The following is an 18,098-nucleotide window of genomic DNA, read 5'->3' as shown; positions in this document are numbered from 1 at the left end:
GAAGAGGGAGTATCAGTCGACATATTTGTTGTATGACCCGCCGCATTCGCGAGCAAGCTCGCTCCCACAGGTTCTTTTTCTGACCTCAAAATCAAGCCTGAGCGGTACGCCGATCCTCTCTCGGACACCGGGCAAACTTCGCCCGGTAGCTGCGGGTGAAGTACGACGGGGATTCGAACCCGCAGGCGATGCTGACTTCCAGCACGCTCATGTCGGTCTGGCGCAACAGCTGCCGGGCCTTTTCCAGCCGCAAGCGCAGATAGAAATTGCTCGGTGTGTCGTTCAGGTGCAGGCGGAACAACCGCTCCAGTTGCCGCCGCGTCACCTTGATCGATTCCGCCAGTTCGAGGGTGGTCAGCGGCGGTTCGCTGTGCTGCTCCATCTCGCCAATCACATGCACCAGCTTCTTGTTGCTGATGCCGTAGCGCGTGGCGACTTCCATGCGCTGGTGGTCCTTGCGCGGACGAATCCTTCCCAATACAAACTGCTCGCTGACCTGGATCGCCAGTTGCGGGCCGTGGGCCTGGGCGATCAGATCGAGCATCAGGTCGATGGACGCGGTGCCGCCGGCCGACGTGATGCGCCGACGGTCGATCTCGAACAGCTCCTGGGTGACGCTGAGCTGTGGATAAGATTCCTTGAAGGCGTCGATGGCTTCCCAGTGCAGGGTCAGGCGATGACCATCAAGCAGGCCTGCTTCGGCGAGGACGAAGCTGCCGGTGTCGATCGCGCCGAGGGTTACGCCTTCGTTGTCCAGCCGTCGCAGCCAGTGCTCCAGCGCCGGAGTGGCAAATTTCAACGGCTCGAACCCGGCGACCACCAGCAGCGTCGCCCCTTTCTTCAGCGGCTCCAGCGCCGCATCGGCGTTGACCGACATCCCGTTGCTCGCCAGCACCGCTCCGCCATCGGCGCTCAAGACGTGCCAGCGGTACAGCTCACCGCGAAAGCGGTTGGCCACCCGCAGCGGTTCGATCGCAGAGATGAAACCGATGGCCGAAAAACCCGGCATCAACAAAAAGTAGAAATCCTGGGACATGGTGCGCACTCGGTCAGCGGGTAGCGTGCAACGTTGATACGCCAGTTGTCGGCGGCATTCAAGAGCACAGGTCGCTACAGTGCAAGAGCCAGTCGCCGCAGTGCGTTTTCACAGGGGCATTGCTGCGTAACTTGGCATCACCGGCGCGACAGACGCCGGGACCCACAATAACGACCTGCCGAGGAACCCGACATGAAACGACTGATCAGCAGCTGTGTTCTCGCACTCAGCGGTACCGCGTTATTAAGCGCCAGTGTCATGGCGGCCGATTCCGCATCGTGTCAGAACGTGCGCATGGGCGTGGTGAACTGGACCGACGTGATCGCCACCAGCGCCATGGCTCAGGTGCTGCTCGACGGACTCGGCTACAGCACCAAACAGACCAGCGCCTCTCAGCAAATCGTTTTCGCCGGCATCCGCGACCAGCGTCTGGATCTGTTCCTCGGCTACTGGAACCCGCTGATGACCCAGACCATCACCCCGTTCGTCGACGCCAACCAGGTCAAGGTGCTTGAAGCACCGAGCCTCAAGGACGCCCGCGCCACCCTCGCCGTGCCGACTTATCTGGCGGACAAGGGCCTGAAAACCTTCGCCGACATCGCCAGATTTGAAAAGGAACTGGGCGGCAAGATCTACGGCATCGAGCCAGGCTCGGGTGCCAACACCCAGATCAAGGCAATGATTGCGAAGAACCAGTTCGGCCTCGGCAAGTTCCAGCTCGTGGAATCCAGCGAGGCCGGCATGCTCGCCGCCGTCGATCGCGCGGTGCGCCGCAAGGAAGCCGTGGTGTTCTTCGGCTGGGCGCCGCACCCGATGAACGTCAACGTGCAGATGACTTATCTGACCGGCAGCGAAGACGCCCTCGGCCCGAACGAAGGCATGGCCACCGTGTGGACCGTCACCGCGCCGAAATACGCCGAACAATGCCCGAACGTCAGTCGCCTGCTGAGCAACCTGACGTTCACCGCCGAAGACGAGAGCCGGATGATGCAGCCGCTGCTCGATCACAAGGACGCTTTCGAATCGGCCAGGCAATGGCTCAAGGATCACCCGCAGGACAAACAGCGCTGGCTCGAAGGCGTCACCACGTTCGATGGCAAACCGGCGGCTGAAAACCTCCAGCTCACCAGCAAATAAACCGCAACGAAAGAACCACTTCGCAGCCCGCCACGGGCTGCGAACAGACCCATCACGCCTGAAGGAAAACGCACCATGAACCACGACGTCATCATCACCTGCGCACTCACCGGTGCTGGCGACACGACCGCCAAAAGCCCTCACGTGCCGGTCACTCCAAAGCAAATCGCCGCCGCCGCAGTAGAAGCGGCCAAGGCCGGCGCCACCGTCGTGCACTGCCACGTCCGCGACCCGCAGACCGGCAAGTTCAGCCGTGACGTGGCGCTGTACCGCGAAGTCATGGAGCGCATCCGCGAAGCCGACGTCGACATCATCGTCAACCTCACCGCCGGCATGGGTGGCGACCTGGAAATCGGCCCGGGCGAGCGCCCGATGGAGTTCGGTCCGAACACCGATCTGGTCGGCCCGCTGACCCGCCTGGCCCACGTCGAAGAACTGCTGCCGGAAATCTGCACCCTGGATTGCGGCACCCTGAACTTTGGCGACGGCGACACCATTTACGTCTCCACCCCGGCCCAACTGCGCGCCGGTGCCAAACGCATCACCGAGCTGGGCGTGAAGGCCGAGCTTGAGATTTTCGACACCGGTCACCTGTGGTTCGCCAAACAGATGATCAAGGAAGGCCTGCTCGACAACCCGTTGTTCCAGCTGTGCCTGGGCATCCCGTGGGGCGCGCCGGCCGACACCACCACCATGAAAGCCATGGTCGACAACCTGCCGGCCGACGCTGTGTGGGCCGGGTTCGGCATCGGTCGGATGCAGATGCCGATGGCCGCGCAAGCGGTGCTGCTCGGCGGCAACGTGCGGGTCGGTCTGGAAGACAACCTGTGGCTGGACAAGGGCGTGCTGGCGACCAACGGCCAACTGGTCGAACGCGCCACCGAAATCCTCAGCCGCCTCGGCGCCCGTGTGCTGACCCCGGCTGAAGGTCGCAAGAAGATGGGCCTGACCCAGCGCGGCTGACGGCCACACATCAAACCCTGTGGGAGCGAGCCTGCTCGCGAAGAGGCCGGTACATCCGAAGCATCTTCATCAGCAGTGCCGCCGCATTCGCGAGCAAGCTCGCTCCCACAGGGAATCACCGAATTTTCCTAGGAAATCACCATGAGCTTTATCACCGAAATCAAAACCTTCGCAGCACTGGGCAGCGGCGTCATCGGCAGCGGCTGGGTCGCCCGCGCCCTCGCCCACGGCCTCGACGTGGTGGCCTGGGACCCGGCGCCGGGTGCCGAAGCGGCGCTGCGCAAACGCGTCGCCAACGCCTGGGGCGCGCTGGAGAAAAACGGCTTGGCGCCGGGCGCTTCGCAGGATCGCCTGCGCTTTGTGGCAACCATCGAAGAGTGCGTGCGCGATGCGGACTTCATCCAGGAAAGCGCCCCGGAACGCCTCGAACTGAAACTGGATTTGCACAGCAAAATCAGTGCGGCGGCCAAGCCGAACGCCCTGATCGGCTCCAGCACTTCGGGCCTGTTGCCGAGCGAGTTCTACGAGAGCTCGACCCACCCGGAACGCTGCGTGGTCGGTCACCCGTTCAACCCGGTTTACCTGCTGCCACTGGTGGAAGTGGTCGGCGGCAAGAACACTGCGCCGCAAGCCGTTCAAGCGGCGATGAAAGTCTACGAATCCCTCGGCATGCGCCCATTGCATGTGCGCAAGGAAGTGCCGGGCTTCATCGCCGACCGCCTGCTCGAAGCGCTGTGGCGCGAAGCACTGCATCTGGTCAACGACGGTGTGGCGACCACCGGTGAAATCGACGACGCGATCCGCTTTGGCGCCGGTCTGCGCTGGTCGTTCATGGGCACGTTCCTGACTTACACCCTGGCCGGTGGCGATGCCGGCATGCGCCATTTCATGTCGCAGTTCGGCCCGGCGTTGCAGCTGCCGTGGACGTACCTGCCGGCACCGGAATTGACCGACAAGTTGATCGACGATGTGGTGGATGGCACCAGCGATCAGCTGGGCCGGCACAGTATTTCGGCGCTGGAGCGCTATCGTGATGATTGCTTGCTGGCGGTGCTTGAGGCGGTGAAGACCACCAAAGAAAAGCACGGGATGAGTTTCAGCGAGTAATCCTTGCGCCAGCAATTCCGGCCTCTTCGCGAGCAAGCTCGCTCCCACAGGGGACTGCATTTCAACTGTGGGAGCGAGCTTGCTCGCGAAGACGGCAACCCAGACAACATCAATGTCGGAACAAATGCCATGCCAACCCTCACCACCTACCAAACCAGAATCATCCCCGACTGGGTCGACTACAACGGCCATCTGCGCGACGCCTTCTATCTGCTGATCTTCAGCTACGCCACCGACGCCCTGATGGATCGCCTCGGCATGGACAGCAACAACCGTGAGGCCAGCGGTCATTCGCTGTTCACCCTCGAACTGCACCTCAACTATCTGCACGAAGTGAAGCTCGACGCCGAAGTCGAAGTGCGCACGCAGATCATCGGCCACGACCAGAAACGCCTGCACATCTATCACAGCCTGCATCTGGCCGGCGGTGACCAGGAACTGGCCGGCAACGAACAGATGCTGCTGCACGTCGACCTCGCCGGCCCGCGTTCCGCACCGTTTACCCCGGACACCCTGGGCCGTCTGCAAGCCATCGTCGCCGAGCAGGCCGACCTGCCCGCCCCTGCTTACATCGGCCGGGTCATCGCCCTGCCCCCAGCCCGGTAAATCCATCCATCGCAAGGAGCCGCCATGCAATCCGCCGTCGCAGTTGCCGATTTCCGTACTTATCCGTTGATCAGCGCGCTGAACGGCGTGCAGACCCTGGCGGATCGCGTCCTTATTGAATGGGCCGACGGGCGTGTCAGCCCGTTCCACCATGTGTGGCTGCGGGACAACTGTCCGTGTCCGCACTGCGTCTACAGCGTCACCCGCGAGCAGGTGTTCGAGATTGTCGACGCAGCGCCGGATCTGTCGCCCTCCGCTGCGCATATCGACACCGATGGCTGCCTGCGCATCGACTGGCAGGACGGCCACCTCAGCCGCTTCGATGCGGGTTGGCTGCGGGCCCACGCCTACGACGACGAATCCCGCTCCGAACGCCTCGCCGCCAAGCCGAAACCCTTCCTCTGGCGCAGCGATTTGCAGCTGCCGGTGTTCGACTATTCAGCCCTGATGCACGACAGCGCCGCACTGCTGCAATGGTTGCTGGCGGTACGCGACATCGGTCTGACCCAGGTGCGCGGCGTACCCACCGAGCCCGGTTCGCTGAAGCTGATCGCCCAGCGCATTTCATTCATCCGCGAGAGCAACTTCGGCGTGCTGTTCAACGTTCAATCCAAGGCCGATGCCGACAGCAATGCCTACACCGCTTTCAACCTGCCATTGCACACGGATCTGCCGACTCGCGAGCTGCAACCGGGGCTGCAATTTCTGCATTGTCTGGTGAACGATGCCGAGGGTGGCGAGAGTATTTTTGTCGACGGTTTTGCGATCGCCGAAGCGCTGCGTCAGGAAGATCCCACGTCGTTTCAGGCGCTGTGCGAAATCCCGGTAGAGTTTCGCAACAAGGACCGCCACAGTGACTATCGCTGCCTCGCCCCGATCATCGCTCTGGATGCCTTGGGCCGGGTCGCAGAAATCCGCATGGCCAACTTTCTGCGCGGCGCGTTCGACACGTCCGTGGAACAGATGCCGCTGCTGTATCGCGCTTACCGACGCTTCATCGCCATGACCCGCGAGCCGCGCTTCCGGGTGATGCAGCGACTCAACCCGGGCGAGCTATGGTGCTTCGACAACCGCCGCACCCTGCATGCGCGCAATGCCTTCGACCCGTCCACCGGGGCCCGGCATTTTCAGGGCTGCTATATCGACCGGGACGAATTGCTGTCGCGGATTCTGGTGTTGCAGCGCTAGCCCGCGTCAGCCTTATTCGCAGACAAAAAAAGCCCCGATGCAAGCCGTGACAGGATCGGGGCGAGGGTACTGTTGAGGAGCTGCCATACCGAGGGTGACCAAACCTTCGTGAAGCGAGCTGAGGCCAGTGTGCCCACTCCCCTGGCCGGCAAGTTAGCCGAAAACGACCTGTTCATAGCCGTCGCGGCCACTGCGACAAATCGCCCTTGCCGTGCCTGGGCATGCCTACCAGAATCGAGCCACGACCTCCGTTGCCAAAGAAGGATTCGCGTCATGATGTATGCTGATTTGATCGATCAGGAAGACCTGTTGGGCCAGCTCAAGTCGTTGGGATTCGAAGTACCGTCGGGCTCCACTGCCCAGCAGGCCTGTGAATGCGCGGTGCGGGGGCTGGACGATGTGCGGGCCAACACGCTGCGCACCATGGTCAAGCAGATGTACACCAGCAGCGCAAGCATTCAGCCGATCGTGCGCGAAGCCATCGACAAGCAGTTGCTGCCGGCACTGGCGCAGTACCAGCAAACCCGCGCCTGACAACCCCTCATCGCTGGCAAGCCAGCTACCACAGGATTTGTGCCGGACATAGTTAAAGTGTTCAGCACAAATCAGTGTGGGAGCTGGCTTGCCAGCGATTGAACGATGACTCGATTCAGAGCCTTACGCTGGCAAAAGTGGACTCGTTGCGTGCCTGACTGAGCGCCGACATCGGCCCGGACAGCGGCGACATCACGATGGCCTGCGGCAGCGGCATCATCGCCACCTGCTGGGTGGTGTTGGAGCCGACGCGCTCGTCGCGCGGCGGAATGCCGAAGTACTCGCGGTAGCACTTGGAGAAGTGCGGCGTCGACACGAAGCCGCAGACCGACGCCACTTCAATGATCGACATCGGCGTCTGCTTGAGCAGTTGCCGCGCGCGGATCAGGCGCAACTTGAGGTAGTAGCGCGACGGCGAGCAGTGCAGGTATTTCTGGAACAGGCGCTCAAGCTGGCGACGGGACACGGCGACGTACACCGCCAGTTCGTCGAGGTCGATCGGCTCTTCCAGGTTGGCTTCCATCAGCGCAACGATTTCCTGCAGTTTCGGCTGGTTGGTGCCGAGCATGTGCTTGAGCGGCACGCGCTGGTGATCCTGCTCGTTGCGGATGCGTTCGTAGACGAACATCTCGGAGATCGCGGCTGACAGCTCACGACCGTGATCGCGGCTGATCAGGTGCAGCATCATGTCCAGCGGCGCGGTGCCGCCGGAGCTGGTGAAACGGTTGCGGTCGAGGGTGAACAGGCGGGTGCTCATCGCAACGCGCGGGAAAGCTTCCTGCATCGCCGCCAGACATTCCCAGTGCACGCTGCAATCGAAACCGTCGAGCAGACCGGCGCAGGCCAGGGCCCAGCTGCCGGTGCACACGGCGCCGAGGCGGCGCGACTGACGCGCCTGGCTTTGCAGCCACGACACGTGTTCACGGGTAACGGTGCGCTGAATGCCGATCCCGCCGCACACGATGATGGTGTCGAGGGCCGGAGCTTTGTGCATGGAGGCGTCGGGGGTGATCTGCAGACCGTCACTGGCCCAGACCTGGCCACCGTCGACGGTGAGGGTGGTCCAGCGATACAGCTCCCGACCGGACAACTGGTTGGCCATGCGCAGTGGTTCGACTGCGGAAGCCAGGGAAATCAGCGTGAAATTGTCCAGCAGCAGAAAGCCGATGGATTGAGGCGCACGGTTCTGGGGTTGAGCCCCGGAGTTGAACGACGTCATCGCGGTATCTCCTCACACAAAGCGGGTGATGGCCTCAGGCGGAGGCTCTTGTTATTGCCATCGTTCTCTTGCGTGAGACGGGCTTTGTTATGACAGAGCAATTGCCATGCCTAAATTTGAATGGCTGTTCAATAACTCCTGAAAACGACGTCGCGACGCGTCTATACAAGCGCTCCAACGAAGGGTAATTCGAAGTGCCATCAGCGGCCGCGAATGCCCTGCTCCGAAGCGTGTGAGCAAATCGGTAGCACTTGTGGGAACTGGCCTGCGCACGATTGTCCTACAGTGTCACCGCAGGCACAGGTGACGGACGGTAGCGCCTTCGAATCAGGCGCTGGAGGTGGGAAAGACGCTTATCTGATAACGACGCGCCAAAAGGTGGCGCGTTTTGATTCCGGTGTGCACTTAACGCGCAGTTTTGACTGGTCCGGCCTCATCGCTGGCAAGCCAGCGATTGGGGCGACCAGCTATCAGCATTCCACCGCGCTGACCGCCAACCCGCCCCGCGAAGTCTCTTTATATTTGTCATGCATGTCGGCGCCGGTATCGCGCATGGTGCGGATCACCCGGTCCAGAGAAATGAAGTGCTGACCATCGCCACGCAAAGCCATCTGCGCCGCATTGATCGCCTTCACCGCCGCAATCGCATTGCGCTCGATGCACGGCACTTGCACCAGACCACCCACCGGATCGCAGGTCAGGCCGAGGTTATGTTCGAGGCCGATTTCCGCCGCGTTGCACAACTGCTCCGGCGAAGCACCGAGCACTTCGGCCAAACCGGCCGCCGCCATCGCACAGGCCGAACCGACCTCCCCCTGACAGCCGACTTCAGCGCCGGAGATCGAAGCGTTCTTCTTGCACAGAATCCCCACCGCCGCCGCCCCGAGGAAGTAATCGACCACGTTGGCGTCGGTCACCGCCTCGCTGAATTTCATGAAGTAGTGCAACACCGCCGGAATGATCCCCGCCGCGCCGTTGGTGGGTGCCGTGACCATGCGGCCGCCGGCGGCGTTTTCCTCGTTCACCGCCAGGGCGAACAGGTTGACCCACTCCATCGCGCTGAGGGTCGAGCCGATCACGTTGGGCTTGTTCAATTCCTGAAGACTGCGGTGCAACTTCGCCGCACGGCGGCGCACGTTGAGGCCGCCGGGCAGGATGCCTTCGTGCTTGAGGCCCTGCTCGACGCAATCCTGCTTCGCCCGCCAGAGTTTCATCAGGCCGGCGCGGATTTCCTCTTCGCTGCGCCAGACCTTCTCGTTGGCCATCATCAATTCGGCCACGCGCAGGTTGTGGGTCTTGCACAGTTCCAGCAGCTCCACCGCGCTGGAGAAGTCGTAGGGCAATTCGGTGCGATCCAGATCCACCACGCCGCTGGAGGCCTGTGCCTCATCCACCACAAAACCGCCGCCGACCGAATAGTAGGTGTCGCGATGCAGCTCGCCGTGATCGCCTTCGGCAACCAGGGTCATGGCGTTGGGGTGGAACGGCAGGTTCTCGTCGATCAGGCGCATGTCGCGGCCCCATATAAAGGGCACCGACAAACGACCGTCGAGCAACAGCGTGTGGGTTTCGCGCAGGGCCTGGATGCGCGGACCGATCTGCGACGGGTCGATCGCGTCCGGCCACTCGCCCATCAGGCCCATGATCACCGCGTTGTCACTGCCATGACCGACACCGGTGGCCGACAACGAACCGAAAAGCTGCACCTCGATGCGGCGCACCTGCTCCAGCAGGTGTTTGTCGCGCAATGACTCGACAAACAGGGCGGCGGCGCGCATGGGCCCGACGGTGTGGGAACTGGAAGGGCCGATGCCGATTTTGAACAGGTCGAAAACGCTGATAGCCATTGCTGCAGAGCTCCTGAGAGTGCCGGTCCGGGGCATGAAACGCCCGCTGGCGGAGCTGCTACGCTCAAGCTGCGATCCGCCGGAATGCCCGCATCATCGGGCTTTTCCCGGGTCGCTCGGCGTCTGACACCGACGTACTCATGCCCACTAACGCCGTGCCGGTTTCAGCCCGTGTTTTCGCCGTTTTTATGCGGTTCAGATGGCCAGACAGGGCAGAAAAAAGCTGTAAACGACGTCACTGACACTGGATGCGACCATCCCTGTACTGGATACGACGCACCCTGTAGGCGTCAGATTTTCACTGGTACATGATCGTATCGACTCGATTGCAAGGCGCTGCGGTAGAGCTGTCTCCAGAACGCCATCCAACCGCAACCCATAAGTGCGGTGGTCCAATCGGAACACTGCCAAAAAAAACACCAAGGAGTCCCCATTCATGAAAGGTTCCCCGTCGTTGTTGTTGGCCGCCATGCTGAGTCTGCCATTGCTGGCTCAAGCCGCAGAACCGGCGCAGTGCAGTACCGTGAACTTCTCCGATGTCGGCTGGACCGACATCACCGCAACCACCGCCACCACCTCCGTCGTGCTCAACGCCCTCGGCTACAAGACCAAGACCACCATGATTTCCGTACCCGTAACCTACAAGTCTCTGGCCGACGGCAAGAACATGGACGTGTTCCTCGGCAACTGGATGCCGACCATGGAAAACGACATCAAGGCCTACCGCGACGCCGGCACCGTAGAAACCGTGCGCACCAACCTCAAGGGCGCCAAGTACACCCTCGCCGTTCCGCAAGCCTTGTATGACAAGGGTCTGCACGACTTCGCCGACATCGCCAAATTCAAGAAAGAACTCGACGGCAAGATCTACGGGATCGAGCCGGGCAACGACGGCAACCGCCTGATCCAGAGCATGATCGACAAGGACGCCTTCGGCCTGAAGACCGCCGGTTTCAAGGTCGTCGAATCCAGCGAAGCGGGCATGCTGTCGCAGGTCGACCGTGCGCAGAAACGCGACACTGCCGTGGTGTTCCTCGGCTGGGCACCGCACCCGATGAACAAGCGCTTCAAGATTCAATACCTGACTGGCGGCGATGATTTCTTCGGCCCGGACTTCGGCGCGGCGACCGTCGCGACCAACACCCGCAAGGGCTACGTCGAGGAATGCAGCAACGTTGGCCAACTGCTGAAAAACCTGGAGTTCACCGTCGACATGGAAAGCGAACTGATGGGCAACATCCTGGACGACAAGATGAAGCCTGACGCGGCCGCCAAGGCCTGGCTGAAAAAGAATCCACAGGTGCTCGATACCTGGCTCGCTGGCGTGACCACCATTGACGGCAAACCAGGCCTGGAGGCCGTGAAAGCCAAGATTGCCCAGCCTTGAATTAAGGAGCATCGCTTATGCCGGGCGGCGTACGCCGTCCGGGCTGTTTATTTCCTTGCATGCGGACGTTCACTACCATGCTGATTGATCAGAAAATCCCTTTAGGCCAGTACATCGCGGGCTTCGTTGAATGGTTGACGCAACACGGCGCCAACACCTTCGACGCAATCGCCGTGACCCTGGAAACGATGATCCACGGCGTGACGTTTGCGCTGACCTGGTTCAACCCGCTGGTGCTGATTGGCCTCATCGCCCTGCTGGCCCACTTCATTCAACGCAAATGGGGCCTGACCGCGTTCGTGGTCGCCTCCTTCCTGCTGATCCTCAACCTGGGGTACTGGCAGGAAACCATGGAAACCCTCGCCCAGGTCATGTTCGCGACCCTGGTCTGCGTGGTCATCGGCGTGCCGCTGGGCATCGTCGCCGCGCACAAACCGATGTTCTACACTTTGATGAGGCCGGTACTCGATCTGATGCAGACCGTACCGACCTTCGTTTACCTCATTCCTACCCTGACCCTGTTCGGGCTGGGTGTGGTGCCAGGCCTGATCTCGACGGTGGTGTTCGCCATCGCCGCGCCGATCCGCCTGACCTATCTGGGCATCCGCGATGTCCCGCAAGAACTGATGGACGCCGGCAAGGCCTTCGGCTGCTCGCGTCGCCAACTGCTTTCACGGATCGAACTGCCTCACGCCATGCCGAGCATCGCGGCCGGCATCACCCAGTGCATCATGCTGTCGCTGTCGATGGTGGTGATCGCGGCACTGGTGGGCGCCGACGGACTCGGCAAACCGGTGGTCAACGCACTGAACACTGCTGATATCGCCCTGGGCTTCGAAGCGGGCCTGGCGATCGTACTGCTGGCGATCATGCTCGACCGTATCTGCAAACAACCCGACGCCAAAGTAGGGGGTGACGCATGAGCATAATTCGCTTCGATAACGTTGACGTGATCTTCACCAGAGATCCGCGCGAAGCACTGAAACTTCTCGATCAAGGCTTGACCCGTAGCGAAATCCTTAAAAAGACCGGGCAGATCGTCGGTGTCGAAAAGGCCAGCCTGGACATCAACAAAGGCGAGATCTGCGTACTGATGGGCCTGTCCGGCTCCGGCAAGTCGAGCCTGCTGCGCTGCATCAACGGCCTCAACACCGTAAGCCGCGGCAAGCTGTTCGTCGAACACGAAGGCAAGCAGATCGATATCGCCTCCTGCTCCGCGGCCGAGCTGAAAATGATGCGCACCAAACGCATCGCGATGGTGTTCCAGAAGTTCGCCCTGATGCCCTGGCTGACGGTGCGCGAGAACATCAGTTTCGGTCTGGAAATGCAGGGCCGTCCGGAGAAGGAACGACGCAAACTGGTCGATGAAAAACTCGAACTGGTGGGCCTGACCCAATGGCGCAACAAGAAACCCGACGAGCTGTCCGGCGGCATGCAGCAGCGTGTCGGCCTGGCCCGTGCGCTGGCGATGGACGCCGACATTCTGCTGATGGACGAACCGTTCTCCGCCCTCGACCCGCTGATCCGTCAGGGTTTGCAGGATGAGCTGCTGGAGCTGCAACGCAAGCTGAGCAAGACCATCGTATTCGTGAGCCACGACCTCGACGAGGCGCTGAAACTCGGCAGCCGAATCGCGATCATGAAAGACGGCCGGATCATCCAGTACAGCGTGCCGGAAGAGATCGTGCTCAATCCTGCGGACGATTACGTGCGGACCTTCGTCGCCCACACCAACCCGCTGAACGTGCTGTGTGGTCGCAGCCTGATGCGCACCCTGGACAACTGCAAACGCATCAACGGTTCGGTGTGTCTGGATCCGGGTGGCGACTCGTGGCTGGACCTGGCCGAAGGCAACACCATCAAGGGTGCGCGGCAGAACGGTTCAGTGCTGAACCTGCAGAACTGGGCACCGGGGCAAGCCGTGGAAGGACTGGAACGCAAACCGACACTGGTGGACTCGAACATCGGCATGCGCGACGCGTTGCAGATCCGTTACCAGACCGGCAACAAACTGGTGCTGCACGATAACAATCATGTGGTGGGAATTCTGGGCGACAGCGAGCTGTATCACGCGCTGCTCGGCAAGAACCTGGGGTAAAGAGAACAGACACAAAAACGCCGCGAGAGGATCGCGGCGTTTTTGTTTGCGTGATGATCGTTCCCACGCTCCGCGTGGGAATGCCTCAAGGGACGCTCCGCGTTCCAGCCGCGCTGCCGATTTCAAGCTTGGCATCGATAGGACGCAAAGCGTCCTGGGCTGCATTCCCACGCGGAGCGTGGGAACGATCCTGGATCACAACTCAGCTATAGACCCGGCCAAGGAGTTGCCGATGGCTTTCAAACTGATCGAGCACATCGCGCGTGATCTGATCCTGTGTGAAGCCCATCAGGTCGTAGTCCTGGCTGCCGTTGTGCAGGTACACCTCGGCGCGGTAGAAACGCTGGCGCGCTTCATCGGACTGAGCCGACTCGCTCGGGGTGGCCAGATAGCCGTCCAGGCTCACTTCGTAGACAAAAGGGTTGCCCTCTTCCATCTCGACCCGTACGCCCATGCAGCGCTTGGATTTGCCCAGCAGCGTCTGCACTTCCAGACCCTGTGCACGCATTTGCGCAGCGGCATCTTCCAGTGCCGGGCTGACGTGTTTGTCCATGAAGCGCTGCACCACCGACTGACTCGGTTGCAGATCCAGTTGAGTCAGACGCTCGCTGAAACCACGACGACCGCGTTCAGCCAGTTGCGCCTGCTCCTGTTCGATCTGCATGTCCTGACGCATCGCCTTGTGCAGGCCGAACATGAAGCACACCAGCACCACCGAGAACGGCAGACCGGCCAGCACCACCATGGTCTGCATGGCTTCGAAGTTACCGGCGAACAGCAGGCCGATGGTCACCAGGGTGATCACGACCGACCAGAAGATCCGCAGCCAGTGAGGGGCGTCTTCGTCGACGTTGCCGCCCTTGCAGGACAGGTTCGCCATCATCACCGCGCCGGAGTCGGCCGGAGTCAGGAACAGCACGAAACCAACGAAAATCGACACACCGATGACGACTTTCGACGCCGGGTAGTGTTCAAGCAGTTGATAGATCGCCATCGACGGCTGTTCCAGCGCCGTCTTGCCAAGTTCCACCGCGCCCTGGTTCATCACCAGATCCAGCGCCGAGTTACCGAAGATCGACAGCCACGCCAGGGTGAAACCCAGCGGAATCAACAACACGCCGGCCACCAGTTCACGCACGGTGCGACCACGGGAAATACGCGCGATGAACATGCCGACGAATGGGGCCCAGGAAATCCACCAGGCCCAGTAGAACAGAGTCCACAGGCCCAGCCAGCGGTCGGACTTCTCGCTATCGCCTTCATAGACGTACAGGTCGAACGTCTTCATGACTACGCCATTGAGGTAGTCGCCGATGTTCTGCACGAAGCCGTTGAGCAGGTGCAGGGTCGGGCCGAACAGCAGGACGAAAATCAGCAGGCCGCTGAACAGGATGATGTTGAGGTTGGACAGACGACGGATGCCGTTTTCCACACCGGACACGGCAGCGATGGTCGCCACGGTGCTCATCACGATGATCACGATCAGCAGGTTGGTGTTGCTGTGTTCCATGCCGAACAGGTTTTCCAGACCCGAAGACACTTGCAGCGAGCCGATCCCCAGGTTGGTCACCAGACCCAGCAGGGTCACGAACATGCCGAAGCCGTCTACCGCATGACCGGCAGCGCCCTTGACCCAACGCTCGCCCACCAGCGGGTACAGCGCCGAACGCAGGGCCAGCGGCTGGTTATGACGGTAAGCGAAATAAGCCACGGCCAGACCGACCAGCGCGTAGATCGCCCAGCCGTGCAGGCCCCAGTGCAGGAAAGTCAGCTGAACAGCCTGACGCGCCGCCAGGTTGGTGGCCGATGCACCTTCCGGCGGGTTGAAGTAGTGATCCAGCGGCTCGGAAGCGCCGAAGTACAACAGCGAAATACCGATACCCGACGAGAACAGCATCCCCGCCCAGGCGCCGTAACTGAAGTCAGGGGTATCGTCCTTGCCACCCAGTTTGAGTTTGCCGTAGGAGGAAAACGCCAGGCCGACCACGAAAACGAGATAAGCGGCGATCACCACCATGTAGTACCAGCCGAAGCTGCGGGACAACCAGGCCTGAGCCACTCCCAGCATTCTGCCGGCCTCTTGCGGGGCGATGATCAGAATGGCGGTCAACAACAGAATCAGCGCGGTAGAGGTGTAGAACACCCAACCGTTGACCGTCACCTTCTCGGGCGGGGTCTTTATAAGCGAGGCAGAACTCATGGCACAAATGCTCCAGGCAGTGCGAGAGAAGAACACAAGGCAACACGGAACCCGACCAATCGGTTAGTTGGCAGCCGACCGGCGGGTGATATAAAGACACCCCGAAAAAAGCCCGAACCTGCAGAGATGGCACCGCGAATCGCCGTCGTGGCCGAGGCATGGACGTTCATCCGAAACCTGGCCTTGAGCGTCTTGCCCATTCAACACGTCCATCGAACGTCGAACCGCGCCTTGCCCCGCGCAGGTTTCGAGCATTTTCGGATGTCGGTTTATCGCCACTTACACGTAGGAAAAATCTGTAGGCAGCGACGATTTGTCGCAGATCTTATTCTTTGTTGATTGAACGTTCAATCAAAACAAAATAGACTGGCCCTCAATCCGCCAGGCGTTCATCGCCCGTCGGAAGGCCTAAGGAGATGTGCAAGATGCCCAAGGTCGGTATGCAACCCATCCGCCGCCAACAACTGATCGAAGCCACTTTGCAGGCGGTCGATCAGGTCGGAATGGGGGACGCCAGCATTGCGCTGATCGCCCGTTTGGCCGGTGTCTCGAATGGCATCATCAGTCACTACTTTCAGGACAAGAATGGCCTGATCGCCGCCACGATGCGGTATCTGATGAGCGTCCTCAGCGAGAACGTCACCGCGCGCCGTCAGGCGCTGGCAGACAGCAGCCCACGGGCGCATCTGCAGGTGATCATCGAAGGCAACTTCGACGCCAGCCAGGTCAATGGCCCGGCAATGAAAACCTGGCTGGCCTTCTGGGCCACCAGCATGCACCAGCCGTCTTTGCACAGGTTGCAGCGGATCAACGATCACCGTCTGTATTCCAACCTGTGCTGCGAGTTCCGCCGTGTGTTGCCGCTCGAAGATGCGCGCACCGCCGCCCGTGGACTGGCAGCTCTGATCGACGGCTTGTGGTTGCGCGGCGCGCTGTCGGGAGACGCTTTCGACACTGCGCAGGCGCAACAGATCGCTTACGAATACATGGATTTCCAATTGGCCAAGCAGGTGAGCTAGAGCACAGAGAAAACGCTCGGCCCCCTGAACTGTCACCGACCAGCGATGCCACAGCTACATGGCTCACCCGGTGACCAACGCCAACCACTAATGCACTTGCGAGGACACTATGGCCCGTTTCGAACTGCAAAAACTCTACATCGATGGCGCGTACTCCGACGCCGGCAGCGATGCCACCTTCGAAGCCATCAACCCGGCTAACGGTGAAGTCCTCGCACACGTGCAACGTGCGACCAAGGAAGACGTCGAGCGTGCTGTGGTCAGCGCCGAAAAGGGCCAGAAAATCTGGGCCGCGATGACCGCCATGGAGCGTTCGCGCATCCTGCGTCGCGCCGTCGACATCCTGCGCGAGCGCAACGATGAACTGGCTGCCCTGGAAACCCTGGACACCGGTAAAGCCTTCTCCGAAACCAAGTACGTCGACATCGTCACCGGCGCCGACGTGCTGGAATACTACGCAGGCCTGGTGCCTGCCATCGAAGGCGAGCAGATCCCGCTGCGTGACACCTCGTTTGTCTACACCCGTCGCGAACCGCTGGGCGTTGTCGCCGGTATCGGCGCGTGGAACTACCCGATCCAGATCGCCCTGTGGAAATCCGCTCCAGCCCTGGCGGCCGGTAACGCGATGATCTTCAAGCCAAGCGAAGTCACCTCGCTGACCACCCTGAAACTGGCCGAGATCTACACCGAAGCCGGCGTTCCGAACGGCGTGTTCAACGTGCTGACCGGCAGCGGCCGTGAAGTCGGCACCTGGCTGACCGAGCACCCGCGCATCGAGAAAGTCTCCTTCACCGGCGGCACCGACACCGGCAAAAAGGTCATGGCCAGCGCTTCGGCTTCGTCGCTCAAAGACGTGACCATGGAACTGGGCGGCAAGTCCCCGCTGATCATCTGCGACGACGCCGACCTGGATCGCGCCGCCGACACCGCCATGATGGCCAACTTCTACAGCTCCGGTCAGGTCTGCACCAACGGCACTCGCGTGTTTGTGCCGAGCCACCTGAAAGCCGCTTTCGAAGCCAAGATCGTCGAGCGCGTCGCCCGTATCCGCGTTGGCAACCCGGAAGATGAAAACACCAACTTCGGCCCGCTGGTCAGCTTCGCGCACATGGAAAACGTGCTGGGCTACATCGCCAAGGGTAAAGAAGAAGGCGCCCGCGTTCTGTGCGGCGGCGAGCGCATGACCGACGGCGAATTCGCCAAGGGCGCGTTCGTGGCTCCGACCGTGTTCACCGACTGCACCGACGACATGACCATCGTCCGTGAGGAAATCTTCGGCCCGGTGATGTCGATCCTGACCTACGAAACCGAAGAAGAAGTCATCCGTCGCGCCAACGACACCGACTTCGGCCTGGCCGCCGGTATCGTCACCCGCGACCTGAACCGCGCCCACCGCGTGATTCATCAACTGGAAGCCGGTATCTGCTGGATCAACGCCTGGGGCGAGTCCGACGCAAAAATGCCGGTTGGCGGTTACAAGCAGTCGGGCGTCGGCCGTGAGAACGGCATCAGCTCGCTGAACAACTTCACTCGCATCAAATCGGTACAGGTCGAACTGGGCGATTACGTCTCGGTGTTCTAAGACCCGAGTTCTGTATTGCTCGCGAGGCCGCCTTCGCTGGCAAGCCAGCTCCCACAGGTCGGGTGCCGCCCACCCAATCTGTGGCAGCCCCGATCCCTGAGGGAGCGGGCTTGCCCGCGAATCGAGTGCAAAGCACTCGCCAGGCCTGACCTGACCAACTTTCAAAGAGGGTGCA

Annotated in this window: 15 protein-coding genes; 11 read left to right on the top strand and 4 right to left on the bottom strand. The window is 61.2% G+C overall.

Annotated elements, in window-relative coordinates; all coding sequences use genetic code 11:
- Positions 1–91 precede the first annotated feature (91 nt).
- Positions 92–1,036, bottom strand: a complete 945-nt coding sequence (locus AC1MDC_RS09815; protein ID WP_085688589.1) for a GlxA family transcriptional regulator — start codon at positions 1,034–1,036, stop codon at positions 92–94.
- Positions 1,037–1,228: 192 nt separating this feature from the next.
- Here AC1MDC_RS09815 and choX point away from each other — a divergent pair, with 192 nt between their 5' ends.
- From choX to AC1MDC_RS09785, 6 genes are all read left to right on the top strand, one after another.
- Positions 1,229–2,173 (top strand): choline ABC transporter substrate-binding protein, encoded by a 945-nt coding sequence (gene choX / locus AC1MDC_RS09810; protein WP_085697782.1) that lies wholly within the window; start codon positions 1,229–1,231, stop codon positions 2,171–2,173.
- Positions 2,174–2,248: 75 nt separating this feature from the next.
- Positions 2,249–3,136: a 3-dehydrocarnitine:acetyl-CoA trimethylamine transferase CdhC gene (gene cdhC / locus AC1MDC_RS09805; RefSeq protein ID WP_085697783.1), complete on the top strand. Its 888-nt coding sequence runs from the start codon at positions 2,249–2,251 to the stop codon at positions 3,134–3,136.
- A 141-nt stretch (positions 3,137–3,277) separates the two neighbouring features.
- Positions 3,278–4,243 carry an L-carnitine dehydrogenase gene (locus AC1MDC_RS09800; RefSeq protein ID WP_085697784.1) on the top strand — a complete coding sequence of 322 codons (966 nt, stop codon included), beginning with the start codon at positions 3,278–3,280 and terminating at the stop codon, positions 4,241–4,243.
- 129 nt (positions 4,244–4,372) lie between these two features.
- On the top strand, positions 4,373–4,849 hold the full coding sequence (locus AC1MDC_RS09795; RefSeq protein WP_480392917.1) for a thioesterase family protein: 477 nt from the start codon (positions 4,373–4,375) through the stop codon (positions 4,847–4,849).
- 24 nt (positions 4,850–4,873) lie between these two features.
- Positions 4,874–6,037, top strand: coding sequence for a gamma-butyrobetaine dioxygenase (locus AC1MDC_RS09790; protein WP_480392916.1), 1,164 nt, complete (start codon positions 4,874–4,876; stop codon positions 6,035–6,037).
- 273 nt (positions 6,038–6,310) lie between these two features.
- Entirely contained in the window at positions 6,311–6,571 is a 261-nt protein-coding gene (locus AC1MDC_RS09785) for a hypothetical protein (RefSeq protein ID WP_085688602.1), read from the top strand.
- A 115-nt stretch (positions 6,572–6,686) separates the two neighbouring features.
- Here AC1MDC_RS09785 and gbdR read toward each other — a convergent pair whose 3' ends face one another.
- Positions 6,687–7,790, bottom strand: coding sequence for a choline metabolism transcriptional regulator GbdR (gene gbdR, locus AC1MDC_RS09780; protein ID WP_007959756.1), 1,104 nt, complete (start codon positions 7,788–7,790; stop codon positions 6,687–6,689).
- 470 nt (positions 7,791–8,260) lie between these two features.
- On the bottom strand, positions 8,261–9,637 hold the full coding sequence (locus AC1MDC_RS09775; RefSeq protein ID WP_480392915.1) for an L-serine ammonia-lyase: 1,377 nt from the start codon (positions 9,635–9,637) through the stop codon (positions 8,261–8,263).
- A gap of 436 nt (positions 9,638–10,073) precedes the next feature.
- On the opposite strand from AC1MDC_RS09775, the gene AC1MDC_RS09770 reads away from it, so the two are divergent.
- The 3 genes from AC1MDC_RS09770 to choV all read left to right on the top strand — a co-directional run bounded on the left by AC1MDC_RS09770 (position 10,074) and on the right by choV (position 13,122).
- Positions 10,074–11,024, top strand: a complete 951-nt coding sequence (locus AC1MDC_RS09770) for a choline ABC transporter substrate-binding protein (RefSeq protein WP_085697788.1) — start codon at positions 10,074–10,076, stop codon at positions 11,022–11,024.
- 77 nt (positions 11,025–11,101) lie between these two features.
- Positions 11,102–11,947: a choline ABC transporter permease subunit gene (gene choW / locus AC1MDC_RS09765; protein WP_007959749.1), complete on the top strand. Its 846-nt coding sequence runs from the start codon at positions 11,102–11,104 to the stop codon at positions 11,945–11,947.
- On the top strand, positions 11,944–13,122 hold the full coding sequence (gene choV / locus AC1MDC_RS09760) for a choline ABC transporter ATP-binding protein (RefSeq protein WP_085697789.1): 1,179 nt from the start codon (positions 11,944–11,946) through the stop codon (positions 13,120–13,122). The genes choW and choV overlap by 4 nt, the downstream gene beginning before the upstream one ends.
- A 202-nt stretch (positions 13,123–13,324) precedes the next feature.
- On the opposite strand, the gene AC1MDC_RS09755 is transcribed toward choV, so the two are convergent.
- Positions 13,325–15,265 carry a BCCT family transporter gene (locus AC1MDC_RS09755; RefSeq protein WP_227235638.1) on the bottom strand — a complete coding sequence of 647 codons (1,941 nt, stop codon included), beginning with the start codon at positions 15,263–15,265 and terminating at the stop codon, positions 13,325–13,327.
- Between the two features lie 482 nt (positions 15,266–15,747).
- On the opposite strand from AC1MDC_RS09755, the gene betI reads away from it, so the two are divergent.
- Both betI and betB read left to right on the top strand, forming a co-directional pair.
- Entirely contained in the window at positions 15,748–16,341 is a 594-nt protein-coding gene (gene betI / locus AC1MDC_RS09750; protein ID WP_011336305.1) for a transcriptional regulator BetI, read from the top strand.
- Positions 16,342–16,450: 109 nt separating this feature from the next.
- Positions 16,451–17,923 carry a betaine-aldehyde dehydrogenase gene (gene betB / locus AC1MDC_RS09745; RefSeq protein ID WP_085697791.1) on the top strand — a complete coding sequence of 491 codons (1,473 nt, stop codon included), beginning with the start codon at positions 16,451–16,453 and terminating at the stop codon, positions 17,921–17,923.
- The last annotated feature ends 175 nt before the right edge of the window (positions 17,924–18,098 follow it).

Source organism: Pseudomonas sp. 1, from assembly GCF_056626735.1.
The sequence above is the reverse complement of the archived record's forward strand: the minus strand, read 5'-3'. Positions and strand labels throughout refer to the sequence as shown.